Annotated in this window: 8 protein-coding genes; all 8 read right to left on the bottom strand. The window is 61.7% G+C overall.

Annotated elements, in window-relative coordinates; genetic code table 11:
* Positions 1 to 9 precede the first annotated feature (9 nt).
* On the bottom strand, positions 10 to 1,740 hold the full coding sequence (locus OP10G_RS07730; RefSeq protein WP_158409173.1) for a DUF3352 domain-containing protein: 1,731 nt from the start codon (positions 1,738 to 1,740) through the stop codon (positions 10 to 12).
* 238 nt (positions 1,741 to 1,978) lie between these two features.
* Positions 1,979 to 4,717, bottom strand: coding sequence for an alanine--tRNA ligase (gene alaS / locus OP10G_RS07725; RefSeq protein WP_025226463.1), 2,739 nt, complete (start codon positions 4,715 to 4,717; stop codon positions 1,979 to 1,981).
* A 94-nt stretch (positions 4,718 to 4,811) separates the two neighbouring features.
* Positions 4,812 to 7,604, bottom strand: a complete 2,793-nt coding sequence (gene acnA, locus OP10G_RS07720) for an aconitate hydratase (RefSeq protein ID WP_025226464.1) — start codon at positions 7,602 to 7,604, stop codon at positions 4,812 to 4,814.
* A 462-nt stretch (positions 7,605 to 8,066) separates the two neighbouring features.
* Positions 8,067 to 8,378 carry a response regulator gene (locus tag OP10G_RS07715; protein WP_025226465.1) on the bottom strand — a complete coding sequence of 104 codons (312 nt, stop codon included), beginning with the start codon at positions 8,376 to 8,378 and terminating at the stop codon, positions 8,067 to 8,069.
* 49 nt (positions 8,379 to 8,427) lie between these two features.
* Positions 8,428 to 9,816: a CPBP family intramembrane glutamic endopeptidase gene (locus OP10G_RS07710; protein ID WP_025226466.1), complete on the bottom strand. Its 1,389-nt coding sequence runs from the start codon at positions 9,814 to 9,816 to the stop codon at positions 8,428 to 8,430.
* Entirely contained in the window at positions 9,813 to 11,777 is a 1,965-nt protein-coding gene (locus OP10G_RS07705) for a DUF6785 family protein (RefSeq protein WP_144241041.1), read from the bottom strand. Before OP10G_RS07705 ends, OP10G_RS07710 begins: the two co-directional genes overlap by 4 nt.
* Positions 11,778 to 11,876: 99 nt before the next feature.
* Positions 11,877 to 12,725 (bottom strand): carbohydrate ABC transporter permease, encoded by an 849-nt coding sequence (locus tag OP10G_RS07700; protein ID WP_025226468.1) that lies wholly within the window; start codon positions 12,723 to 12,725, stop codon positions 11,877 to 11,879.
* Positions 12,722 to 13,645: a carbohydrate ABC transporter permease gene (locus OP10G_RS07695; protein WP_025226469.1), complete on the bottom strand. Its 924-nt coding sequence runs from the start codon at positions 13,643 to 13,645 to the stop codon at positions 12,722 to 12,724. The genes OP10G_RS07700 and OP10G_RS07695 overlap by 4 nt, the downstream gene beginning before the upstream one ends.
* Positions 13,646 to 13,651 lie beyond the last annotated feature (6 nt).

The raw sequence follows: 13,651 nt of genomic DNA, 5'->3' as shown, positions 1-13,651 counted from the left end.
ACTTAGCCGCTACTTTTTGTTCTTCATCTTGCCCGCGAAGTCGAGCAACTTGTCGTAGTCGAGCGGGATGAACATGCCGCCGGAGGCGCGGCCGTCGGACTGCATCTTCCCTTTAATGGTCAGAGGCTGGTCCAGGTTGGCGAAGGCGTCGAGAACGCTCTCGAAGATCCCGCGGCCGTCCTTATCCATCTTGCTCGTGTTTACTGTGTTCTTCACGCCCTCGGCGATGCGAGACAGCGAGAACATCATGATCTGCTGGGATCCATCCACCAGATCTTTCTCAATCGGACCGAACTTCGGATCGGTCTCCAGGCCGCCGACGCCGTGCTGGTAGCTTTGGACCGCCCGATCTAGAAGCTGCTGATTCGTGGAAGCGAGAACGGCTCGTCCGACGACCGCCCAAGCGACCGTCTTGCTGTCGACAAGGGCACTCTTGTTGATCTGATTGGCGTCCATTCCCTCGCCCATCGACTTGCGAAGATCGGCCTCGACCTTGTCGCTGATCCGGAAGAAGTGCGCCCCCTCGGCTTGGCGGTCGGTCCAGAGCGGGCCTTGCTGCTTTCCTTCCTTCTCCATCTGCCGTTCCACCCAATTCCGGAACCGTTCCGTGGCGTTGGCCGGATCGGCGCCGTTCGAGTCGTCGAGCACGATGAGCAGGTCCGCGCCCGCGGCCGCACCCGTGGAGGCCGGGTAGGCGGCGACAACGGCGTTCCCCTTGAAAGCGGGAAGGACGTCCTTGCGGAAGTCCATGCCGGTCTCCTTCTGGAGGCTCTCCTCCATCTCGGACATCTCTTTTTGAACGTTTTTGTCCTCTCTCAGCTTCCCTTCGACCGACTCGAAATAGGTGGCCGGTTGCGAGAGCACGGTGGCGCCGTAAGCTCCCGCGGGAAGTACCTTGAATAGGTCGCTTCTAATCCCGGGGATCTGACCCATCTGAGCGAGGGCGGGCTGTTTGGTAAGGTCGACGAGGCTGGCGTAGCTGACGCCGATGCCGCCGTCGCGGATCGCGACTCCCACCGCCATCCAGTCCCTCATCATTCCGCTCGCCTGCTGCATCTCGGGTGAGGACATTAGCTTCGGCGAAACGAACAGCTTGATATTCGCGTCGTCGGCAACGTGCGTTCTTGCTCCGTTGAACTGCGCGTCGGCGGTTATTGCGGGAGCAGCGCCGCTTATGACCTGACGGGCCCGGTAAAGGGAGGCGGGGTTCTCTCCGACAAGAAGGGTGTCCCCTTCGAGCATGTAGGAGCTTTTTCCGTTCTTAAACTTGTAACACTTGGCGCCCTTGTAATACTGGACGGCGCCGAATTTGTCGAGCGCAGCCTGGGCCGCCGCGCCGTCGGTCACGGCGAGAAGGGCAAGTCCCTTCGCTTGTTTCATCGTTCCATCCGCTCCGGGCAGGAGGGCGACCGCGCCGCTCCGCGTGGTCAGCGGGCGCAGGGCATCGGCGCCGGGGGTGCCGCCGTCGAAGATGTCGATAAGCGATTTCTCGACCATGCCGTCAAACCCGTTGCGGGCGAGGGCGTCGTCGATCTTCTTGAAAGCGACGGTTTGCGACGCACTCGGCGAGAGGTCGATGCTGACCACGGCCAGCGCGTCGGCGGGAACAAAGCGAAGCGCTCCCTCGCCCGGACGGGCGGTGAGGCTGCGGAAAGCGTAAACGCCGGCAAGCGAGGCCAGCAAGCCCGCGCCCATCGCGACGCGAAGGCCGGTGCGGCGCATTCGGTGGCCAGTTGTCATAGAGTGTTTCATTGGAAAGACCTCGTTTAAAGCGGTCGGAGGTACGTACCGATGGTAGCACGGGTTGCGAAAGACCCAGGACCCATTTGCCCCATGTTGCGCGACCTTGGAGCTTCCGCTGACCCAGCTCAGGTCGTTGGAGTCGAGCCCCCTTAATAATCTCCCGTGCCCATTTCAACCCGGTAACGGCCACCTCGGTGGCCCGAACCTTTGATGTTAGGTAACCGACGCTATGGGATTAGTCGGCGCTGACTCCGACCATTGTGGCCAGGATCTTCGCCGCGGCTTCTAGCGCTTCGTCAACCTTGCCGGCGTCTCGGCCGCCGGCGGTGGCGAAGTCGGGGCGGCCTCCGCCTCCTCCTCCGGCGATCTTCGCTACTTCCCGGAGGAGGTTGCCGGCGTGGGCGCCGGCGGTAACCGCGTCCGTACCGCACTTACAGATGAACTGCGGCTTGCCGTTCGAGACGACGGCGGCGAGGGTCACCTGGTTCGGCTTCGCGGCGGCGGCGTTGTCCACGGCGTTCGCCGCCAGCTTCGGGTCGACGTCGCCGAAGTTGCGACGCCAAAGCACGACCGGTCCGACATCGATGGCATCGCTTCGCTCGGCGGTGGCGGTACCGCCACCCATGGATGCCATCTCAGCCTTTTCGCGGCGGCGGCGCTCTTCCTTCGCGGCTTCCACCGTCCGTTCGATCGCGGGGACCAGCTCTCGCGGAGAGGTCTTGAGCAGGGCGGCTGCTTCTCGCAGGCGCTTTGTTTCTTCCAGAACCCACTCGTACGCCCCTTCGCCGGTGATCGCTTCGATTCGCCGGACTCCGCTGGCGGCGGACGACTCGCTTACGATCTTGAACAGACCGATCTCGCCGGTGGTACGGACGTGGATTCCGCCGCAGAGCTCGCGGCTGAAGTCGCCGATCTCTACCATGCGGACCCGGTCGCCGTACTTTTCGCCGAAGAGCGCCATCGCGCCTTTGGCTCGGGCCTCGTCGATGGGTAGATCGACGTAGGTCGTGACCTCCGTATTGGCGAGCGCCTGCTCGTTGACGGAGCGCTCCACCCGCTCGATTTCCTCGGGCGTCATCGCCTTGCTGTGGGTGAAGTCGAACCGGAGGTTATCCGGCCCGACGTACGAACCGGCCTGGGCCACGTGCGTCCCCAGCGTCTGTCGCAATGCGGCTTGGAGAAGGTGGGTCGCGGTGTGGTTGCGCCGAATCCGGTCGCGGCGGGCGCCGAGGACCTGGGCTCGAACGGTTTGTCCGAGGAGCTTCTCCGGTTCTATTTCTTTTGCGGACACGTGGTGCCAGAAGGTGCCGCCGCTCTTGGTGGTGTTGTCCACCGGTAAGGCGGTTCCGTCGGGCAAGGTGAGCGTTCCGTGGTCGCCGGTCTGGCCGCCGGACTCCGCGTAGAACGGGGTTCGGTCGAGGGCTACGAGCAACCCCTCTCCCGCCGGACGGATTCGGACGACACGAGCCTCGGCGTCGACGCCGCTGTAACCGAGGAAAGTGGTGAAGCCAGGCGCGTCGTCAGCAGTCAACTCCTCGGCGGCGGTCACGCCGCCGTAAGCGGAGGTGTCCCCCTGGGCTTTCCGCGAGCGAATCTGGGCTTCGGCAAGGGCAGCTTCGTACGCCTCGACATTCAGGGTGAAGCCGCTCTCAGACAGAATTTCCTGGGTGATTTCGAGTGGAAATCCGTAGGTGTCGTAGAGCTGAAACGCAGCGGTTCCGCTATAGCTCGACTTGCGCTGCGCAATGAGGGCATCCATCTGCTCGGCGAGGAGCCGCAGCCCGTTCGAAAGCGTCCGTCGGAATAGCGTCTCCTCATTTCGGAGAGTCTCCACGATCATTTCCCGCTGGTCGATGAGCGAGGTGTAGAAGTCGCCCATCGACTCCACCAACCCCTCATATACGATGTGCAAGAACGGCTCGTTGAAGCCGAGCACCCGCTGACCCTGAAGGGTCGCGCGGCGGATCAGACGCCGGAGCACGTAGCCGCGGCCGGTGTTGCCGGGGAGAATGCCGTCGGCGATGCAGAACGATGCGGTTCGGAGGTGGTCGGCCACAATCCGTTCCGCGCGCTCTTCCCGTGAACCAGCCGGCGGGACGCCGGCGCCACGCAAACCCCGGATCTTCGCGAAGATCGGCTGGAAGACGTCGATCTCGTAGATCGATTTGTGGCCGCCGAGCACGATAGCGGTTCGGTCCAAGCCCATGCCGGTGTCGATCGATTTAAACGGCAGCTCGGGCATGCCGTCCTTCTCATAGCCGAGCTTCGAATTGCTCGGGTCCTTGAGGTGGCCTTGCCACTCGTACTGGATGAAGACGTCATTCCAAATCTCCACCCACTTGCCGGCCGCTTCGTCGCGTACCCAATCCTCCTGGGTGTAGTCGTTCCCTGGAGGCTCCTCTTTGGAGGTCCAGTAGAACATCTCCGAGTTCGGACCACAGGGTCCCGGAGGGCCGGCGCTAAAGGCGTTTGCGGGCCAATAGTTCGATTCCTCCCCCAGCCGAACGATCCTTGACGCAGGCTCCAGCCCCGCCGGGGTGAGCCAGAACGCCCACTCGTTGTACGCCTCTTCGTCGTCCTCAAAGATCGAGAACGACAGTCGCCGGGGGTCGAGGCCGAGCCACTGTTTGTCGGTTAGGAACTCCCAGGAGAAGGCGATCGCCTGCGCCTTGAAATAATCGCCGAACGAGAAGTTGCCGAGCATCTCGAAGAAGCTCAGGTGGGTGTCGTCGCCGATCTCATCGATGTCGCCGGTGCGGACACACGGCTGGCACGTAATCAGCCGGAGGTGGTCGGGACGCGCCACCCCGCGGAAAAACGGCTTGAACTGGATCATGCCCGCGCCGGTGAACAGCAGCGACTCATCCAGTCGCCCCGTGACGTCGTAAGGGACCAACGAGGCGGCCGGAAACCGCTGGTGCCCTTTCGACTCAAAGAAACGCAGGTATTTCTCGCGCAGCTCGCGGACCGTCATAGCCCTAAAGGGTACCGCTCAGGAGAAGGCGTTGGGGGACCCGTATAGACTGCGGTGGCAGGCCACCGCAGTCTATACGGGATTATCAAGCGAGTTAGCCGTTGACCAACTGCCTCAACACGTATTGCAAGATGCCGCCGTTGAGATAGTAGAGATTCTCCTGCGGAGTATCGATACGAACGCGGACCTTGAACTCCGTCGTCTTACCGTTCGCGTCGGTCGCGCGCATGGCGAGCAGTTTTCCTTTCGCGAAGTTGGTTGCGATCGCGTCGGCCAATCCGACCAAATCGTACGACTCCGAGCCGGACAGGCCGAGCGAATCGGCCGACTGGCTGTCCACGAACTCCAGTGGAACGACGCCCATGCCGATCAGGTTCGAGCGGTGGATCCGCTCGAAGCTTTGGGCGAGGACCGCCTTGATCCCGAGCATGAAGGTGCCCTTCGCGGCCCAGTCGCGGCTGGAGCCGGAGCCGTATTCCTTGCCGGCGATCACCAGCAGCGGCGTGCCTTCCGCTTGGTAGAGGACCGAGGCGTCGTAGATCGTGGTGACCTCGCCCGTCGGCCAGTAGGTGGTGTAGCCCCCTTCCGTGCCGGGAGCGATCTGGTTGCGCAGGCGGACGTTGGCGAACGTTCCGCGGACCATCACCTCATGGTTCCCGCGTCGCGAGCCGTAGCTGTTGAACATCTGCGGCGAGACCCCGTGCTGGGTGAGATAGCTGCCAGCCGGCGAATTTAGCTTGATGCTTCCGGCGGGGGAAATATGGTCGGTCGTGATACTGTCGCCCAGTTTGGCCAGAACCTTCATTCCTGAGAGCTCGTTAACCGCCGTGGGCGCGGAGCGGCTCATTCCCTCGAAGTAGGGGGGATTCTTGATGTAGGTCGAGTCGCCATGCCAGACGAATGTATCGCTTCCGGTGACCTGGATTTGAGCCCATCGCTCGTCCCCCTTGAAGACGTCCGCGTAGTTCTCCTGGAAGACCTGACGGTTCACCGAGGCGAGCGCCGCGTCAGCGATCTCGGCTTGCGACGGCCAGATGTCCTTGAGATAAACCGGGTTACCTTCTTGGTCGTTGCCGAGGGGATCGGTGGCGAGGTCGACGTTCATGGAGCCGGCGATCGCGTAGGCCACGACCAGCGGGGGAGACATCAGGTAGTTCGCCTTGATGTCCTGATTGATACGTCCCTCGAAGTTTCGGTTGCCGGAGAGCACCGAGCAGGCGACGAGGTTGTTCTCGTTGATTTGCCGGCTCACCTCGTCTGGGAGCGGGCCGGAGTTTCCGATGCAGGTCATACAGCCGTAGCCCACCGGATGGAACTTGAGCTGTTTCAAGTAGGGCATCAATCCGGACCGCTCGTACATGTCCGTTACCACTCGAGAACCGGGGGCGAGCGAAGTCTTGACCCACGGCTTGCTCATCAATCCCTTCTCGACCGCCTTTTTGGCCAACAGCCCCGCGGCCAGCATTACGCTCGGGTTGGAGGTGTTGGTGCAGCTCGTGATCGAGGCGATAACGACATCGCCGTGCTGGATCGGCCGGTCGCCAAGATCGACGGTGTTGGATGGATTCTCCAATGTCGAAATGGATCCGGAATGGCTGCCGGAGGAAGGGGTGCCGACCCCAGACACGCCCGCCGCCACCGGCTCGGGAGATTTTTGGCCGAGAAGCTTGCCGATGAGGCTCGGCTCCTTCGGCGGCTGAATCTGATCCGCAAAGACCTTGGCGAAGCTCGCCTTCGCGTCCCCCAAAAGCAGGCGATCCTGCGGTCGCTTGGGGCCGGCGATGGAGGGTTGGACGGAGGTGAGGTTGAGCTCCAGAACGTCGGAGTAAGACGCCTCGGCGGAGCCGGGGGTGTAGAAGAGCCCCTGTTCCTTGAAGTACGCCTCAACGAGGTCGACCTGCTTCTCGGGCCGGCCGGTGAGGCGCATGTAGCGCAGCACCTCGTCGTCCACCGGGAAGATCGCGCAGGTCGCGCCAAACTCCGGCGACATATTGCCAATCGTCGCGCGGTCGGCGAGTGGGAGGTGCTGAAGACCCTCGCCGAAGAACTCGACGAACTTGCCGACGACGCCCTTTTTGCGGAGCATCTCGGTGACGGTAAGCACGAGGTCGGTGGCGGTGGCCCCTTCCGGAAGCTTGCCCAGGAGGCGGAAGCCGATGACCTGGGGGATGAGCATGCTCACCGGTTGACCGAGCATGGCTGCCTCGGCTTCGATTCCGCCGACGCCCCAGCCGAGGACGCCCAGGCCGTTGACCATCGTCGTATGGCTGTCGGTGCCGACGAGGGTGTCGGGGTAGAGGGTGTTGTCCGGCCGGACAAAGGCGACGCGGGCGAGGTGCTCCAGGTTGACCTGGTGAACGATTCCGGTGTTGGGCGGCACCACGCGGAAGTTATCGAGCGCCAGCTGACCCCACTTCAAAAACTCATATCGCTCGCGGTTTCGCTCGTATTCGAGGTCGCGATTGATGGTAAGCGCGTCGTCGCGTCCGAAGGCGTCCGTTTGGACGGAGTGGTCGATGACCAGCTCGACCGGCTGTAGCGGATTGATTCGCTTGGGGTCGCCGGCGAGGTTCGTCATCGCGTCGCGCATGGCGGCGAGATCGACAACGCAGGGGACGCCGGTGAAGTCCTGGAGGATGACTCGGGCCGGGGTGAAAGAGATCTCTTTCGTGGGCTCGGCCTTGGGATTCCAGGTCGCAAGAGCCTCGATATCGGCGGCGAAGACGGAGCGGTTGTCCTCGGTTCTGAGGAGATTCTCAAGGAGAATGCGAAGGGAGTAGGGAAGCTTCCCGATATCGTGTCCCTTCGCTTTGAGGGCATCGAGTCTGTAGATGGTGTACTCGCTGCCGCCGCTCGCGAACGTTGCCTGCGCGCCGAAACTATTCACTTGTATTGCCGCCTCCTAGGTCGCGCCTCCCCGGCGCGGCGGTAGGAACCGTCAGTGGCGAGGAGGTGTGTCTAAGCTCAATATACCTGCCGCAGAACCAACTGACGGGACCTCCGCCGAGGGGACGGTTACCGTGGCACGGGCGGCCCGCCCGAGTAAGGAGCCTCTCGTATATCCCAATCCCAACGGTATTAGCGGCTAGCAGTTGGCGGTTAGCGGTTAGCGGACCGGAGAGGGTTCTACCGGACGAAGCCCTTGGTCCGGCTCGCGGAATGGTAGCGACCAAGTAGGTTCTTCGACCGCCTGCCGGGGTCGGGGGAGGGCGGCGGACTCCTTACCGCGGGTCTGCTGACCCGCGGCTAATTTCGGAAGACCTCTCCAAGGTCGGAATGCCTCTGGTGGGGTTGTCGACGATCATCATCACCATAGGGACCAGGTGCAGTGATGATCGTCGACAAGCACTTAGCCTCCCGACGAAAAGAAACGACGTAAGGACGAGCCAGGGAAAGAGTCGTCGTCATCATGATTCTCATCGAGGAAGACGACCTTGAGGTCTCGCGTGTCGGGGTGGCGCCGGAGTTCGGCGAGGACTTCTTCACCGCCCATTCCGGGCATTTGGCGATCGAGCACCAGTAGGTCGGGCCACACCTCGTGGACTTTATTCAAACAGTCGAGGCCGTCATAAACGGGGTGGACCTCGTGCCCTTGCCGCTCCAAGCTCACCTTGAGCAGGTGCACGATATGGCGCTCGTCGTTACACACTACGATCTTCATTTGTCTCGAATCGCCGTTCCGGATGCCGGTCTGGAGACCGGCGGTCCATTCACACGGGTGCCGTCATTAGGAGGAGGAGGGCGACCGTGGCGGTGTTGTGGAGCATATGCATGACCATGGTCGGGATGAGGGAGCGCGTGTGGTAGGTGAGGGCGCAGCCCATCGTTCCGACGGTCGCGAGGCCGAACCAGAGGGCGATGCCTTGAGGGTGGATCATGGCGAAGATGAAACCGGTGGCGACCGCGGCCGCAACGACCCGGCCGAATACCCGGCCCAGCGCCGGGAAAAGCAGGCCACGGAACACGAACTCCTCCCAGATTGGCGCGGTGATCGTCGCGAAAAGGATAATCGGCAGCTTCGACCAAAGATCCTTCGCCTGGGCAAGCTCCTGAGCTGCCGGGTGCGTCGGTGCGGGAAGGAAGCTGAAAAGCGCCGCCCCTAACGCCGCCATGAAGAGAGCGATGGGCAACTCGACCAGGAAGCCGCCGATTCCCCAGAGGATGTGTTGGAATAGGTTTCGCGCGGAGATCCCGGCGGTCTGAAGCGTGATCCGCTTACCGTACACCGGCACCTGCGCGAGGATCGGCAACGTGACGATGATCGCGATTCCAGAGGCGATCGTTCCGGCGGCGCCGAGTCGAAGGAGCGCGGCGAGCACTAAGTAAACCAGGAAGAGTCCGACGATTTGGGCCGCCCTTAACGCTAGACGGTCGGCGTCGGCGAGGGTGATCGAGCCCATTGGGTAGCCAGAGCTCTCGCCAATCTTATTATCGCGGCGAGCGCGCATATAGAGCGACCAGGCAATGGCGCTCCCGATGAGGACCATGATCGCAAAGATCCCGGCCACCACCATTCCAATGGCGCGCCGGCCAGTGAAAATTCGGTCTCGAGCTTCTTTGTCGCCGGACTTTTCCAGGGCGTGGACCTTAGCGAGCTGATAAACAAATGGCTCGTCGGGCAGCATAGCTACCATTGCCTTCGCCTCGGCGGGTGAAAGTTTGGGGACTCCGTAGATCCTCGCCAAGACCTGGTCGCTGGGAGATTTGCTGTTACGCAACGGGGCTAGGCTTTCCTGGGGCACCGATTCGCCCGCCTCGGTCCGCATCGCCGCATACATCCGGGCCGCCGCGGGATCGGTTTTGCTCGCCGGCACAAGGTCCGAGATCGGCTCTTTTAACTCCTCGAGCGTCTTCGTCCGGAGATCTTTTGTAGACGTCTCGTCGCCGGTGGGAGAGTAGGAGATCAGCCGGAGCTGGGAAACCACCTGCTTGAGAAGCTCTTCGTTCGCATTGATTGGCGGGTTGGCGGCGGCGTTCTTGGGGCTCAGGGAGGTCACCAGAGAGTTCACCAGCATCACCGCCAACAGAAGCCCGAGCATCCACCAGCCGAAGGTGTGCCGGGGTTCCTCGGTGATGGGAGGCGTTTCGGACTCGCTCACTGAGTACCCAGACTCCGATCGTTGAACGAGATCGTGTAGGTGCTCTGCTTGGTGATCAATGCCATCGTCATCCAGATCGTTTCCGCCGCGTACTCCCCGAGCAGAATGCCGAGGGCGACCGCCCTTAGCTTGTCGTACCCGCGAAGGCCATAGTACCGTTGCACAAAGTTCTTCGTGAACAAGGCTATGAGCATTCCGAACCAGTAGTAGTCCACCCCGAAGTTCATCGAGAGGAAGTAGCCGGCGGGGTGAAGCGGGAAGCCGGGGAACCGAAACCGGATCGCGTCGAGGATCATGACGACGGCGAATCCGAAGATCGTCATCGTGATCCCGACGATGTCCGGCCCTTTACGGTCGTTGATGATGTTCGACAGGTAGGTCGCAGCCTCGGTGCCGCCGATATGCCCGGTTCGATACACCTGCGCCTGATTGAAGAACATGGATAGGAAGAAGCCGAGAACGGTGGCGCCCGCGATCATCAGGAACATCTTCTTCTGGTTGAGCCGCTCGATCTGCGCCATCTTCATCGCTTCGAGCTGGTACGGCATCGGATGGTTCCGATAGATCCGGTTCATCGAGAGGAAGGCGTGATTGAGCCAAGTCGCCTGACTGTCGCTCATCCACTTGGTGCCCAGGAACCGGTGCATGATCGAATTCGAGCCGAAGAAGGCGAATTCGTGGGTGGGCGGGCCGAGTTGGGCGCGGACGCGGGCGACCACGATGCTGAACATCAGGAAGAACGCCACGTACGGGATCATGTAGAGCGGCGGTAGGCCGCCCAACACGCCCATTCCCACTACGGTAAAGAAGCTGACGAGCAGGCCGACGAAGGCCCATTGGTGCTTGACGCCTCCATCCAGCGCTCGCTTGCCGGTGCGGATATCGCGCCACACCTCCCGCAGATACTCTCGCGAGACCCAGACCGCGCCCAGGAACATCGCGATTACCGCGCCCCAGGTCTGCTCGTCGAAATAAGGGGGGCCGGGGGTGTTGCCGGTGCCCGAGAACGTGCTCTGCGGGATGCCGTTGGCAGCGAGGGCGACGTGGGTCACCTTTCGCAGAAGGAAGAACACCACGAAGCTGAGCAGCATGTCGCTCGGCATGAAGAGACCGACCGCGGCCATGAACGGGTAGATCGAGATTCGGAAATCGCCGATGTTGCTCAGCGGGGGGTCTTTGAAGGCGCGGTCAATGTAGAAGAGATCTTTAACGGGGATGGACGGTAGGTTCGGATAAAGGTAGTGGAACCCGTTCAGCATGTCGATGGCAAACATCACGCCAAAGGCGATCCACATGTGCTTGCTTTTCCACATGCCGCCCCCGCCGCCGTCCTCCGCCATCGCGACGGGGAGCTGGATGAGGGGAAACGTGAGCCGCTCTCGCTCGCACCAGGCGCCGCGCATGATGGAGTTGATGCAGATCATCGCGAAGCAGAGCGAGACGACCACCAATCCCATCGAGATGTAGATGGGAAGGAAGATCGGCAGCTTGTGGAAGGCGTACAGCATGTCCTTCCCGCCGCTTTGCATGTCCTTGACCTTGTCGAGGTCTCGGATCGTGAACCATTCCGGGAGCTTTAGGAAGTGGTCCCGGTAGAGCGGGTCGGTCTGGGCTTTGAACGGATAGGAGTACACCCCCGCGAACTGGTAGCCGCTCCACTCTCCCCCGATTGCCGCCGCCACGCTGAGGATGGAGAAAACGACGATCAGGTCCGACTGATTGAAAGCGAGCTTCGGAGCGAATCGGCGCAGCGGCCAATTGACGATCACCAGTGCCAAAAGGGCCGAGATCGGCGGCGTCATCATCGAGAAAATCGACGAGATCGACTGTCCGGCCACGGCATAGACGACCGGGAAGCAGAGCAGGAAACCGGCCAAGACGGCGCGAAGGCGAATGGCTCCCATGGGGCGTTGCGCTTCGGCCTCTATCGGCCCGGTCTCAGGAGGAAGCGTCGTTGCCATCCGCAGATTTGACTTTAGCATCTTGGGAGGGGCGTTTCTTTGCGGAACGGTTGGGAGCGCCCCACGTAGCGTCGGCGCCCTCGCCGACGATCCGGAGCTCTAGGCTTTGAACGCGCCGCTAGTTAGGCCGGCCATAAACGGCTTGGTGGCGTACAGGAAGAGGATCAGCATCGGGATCGCCGACAAGAGGTAGGCGGCGAACATGTTCGAGTAGTTCGTGGCGAGCGTGCTGGAGCTCATCAGAAACAGTCCGGAAGAGACCGTGTGGTATTTCGCGTCGGAGTTCGTGATGAACGGCCAAAGGAAGTTGTTCCAGGTGCCGAGCACGTTCGTGACCAGCACTACCGCGAACACCTGCTTCGAGAGGGGCAGGACCAGGTTCGTGTACTGGCGGAGGTGGCCCGCGCCATCGATACGAGCCGACTCGAAAAGCTCGCCGGGGAGACCGTCGAAGAAGCTCTTGAAGAGAAAGATCGCGAAGACCTGCCCACCGGCGATGTACGGGAGGATGAGAACCCAGTACGAGTTCAGCATGCCCAGCCGCTTAACCAGCAAGAAGCTGGGAACCAGCGTCAGGATGCCGGGAATCATCATGAAGCTGAGGATCACAAAGAAGAGCGCCCGGTGTCCAGGAAAGCGGTAACGGGAGAAGACGTAGGCGGTAGAGCTCCCGAGGACCGTGACCCCAAGCGCGGTCACCGCAGCCACGAAGATCGTGTTCAACGTGTACGGACGAAGCACCTGCCAAGCGTCGCGGTAGCTCTGGAACAGGGCGGTCCAATTCCGCTTTCCAAGCGCATCCGGTATGCCGAAGAAAGCATGATCGAGCTCGAAATTTGTACGAAACGAGTTGATCAGCAGCAACACGAACGGCAGCAACGTGATGCCCAAGAGCACCAGCAGCACCGCGTGCGAAAGGAGATCGGAGAGGCGTCGCCGGCGCCTCATGCTCGCGCCTCCGTGATCTCTTCCGCACTCCGGACGTACTTCATGTTGAGCAGCGTTAGCACGAAGATGAGCGCGAAGAGCACCACGCCGATCGCGCATGCGTAGCCCATCCGCTGGAAGCTAAACGCGTTGTAATACATCCAGAGGCCGGGAAGCATGGTCTTGAAACCGGGACCGCCTTTGGTTAAGGCCAGCATTCCCTCGAATCCTTGTACGGAACCGATGACGGTGAGGATGACCAGCAGCTTCACCTGACTCATCAAGAGCGGCACTTCGATTCGGAAGAACTTACCGATCCCGCGCGACCCGTCGAGCTCGGCTGCGTCGTTGACGCTCTCCGGGATGGCGGTGAGGCCCGCGTAGTAGATCAGAACGTTAATCCCCGCGGCAAACGGAAACCCAATGAACGCGACCGCAGCGAGCGCGCTGCTCGGGTCCGAGAGCCACCCGCGAGCGAGGCCGCCGAGGCCGATCGCGCGCAACGTCTCGTTGATAAACCCGTGGTCGGCATAGACGATTCCGCGCCACATCAGGGTGCTCGCGATCCCCGGAACCACAATCGGGACTAGAAAGAGGAGCCGGTAGATGTATTTCGCCCGCTCCGACGAAAGCCCATAGATAAGCCTGGCGACAAGGAGCGGGAACACGAGCACGGTCGCTACGCCGAACATCGTGAGCAACGCCATGTTGAGAAAACTCGGCAGAAACGTCGGATCGCTCAGATATTCGGTGTAGTTGGCGAGGCCGACGAAGCGCGAATCGCCGCCAACTTCGTAATCGAACAAAGAAGTCCAAAACGCCCACCCGAACGGCACCAGGGCGAAGACCGCGAGCAGCACAAAGCTCGGCAGAATGATGCCGTAGAGCGATAGGTTACGCCTCAATCCGACCTCCGGAAACCCCTGAGCTGCCGGAATCATCGGCGG

This window comes from Fimbriimonas ginsengisoli Gsoil 348, assembly GCF_000724625.1.
Classification (GTDB): domain Bacteria; phylum Armatimonadota; class Fimbriimonadia; order Fimbriimonadales; family Fimbriimonadaceae; genus Fimbriimonas; species Fimbriimonas ginsengisoli.
This window is presented reverse-complemented; position numbering and strand designations above follow the sequence as displayed.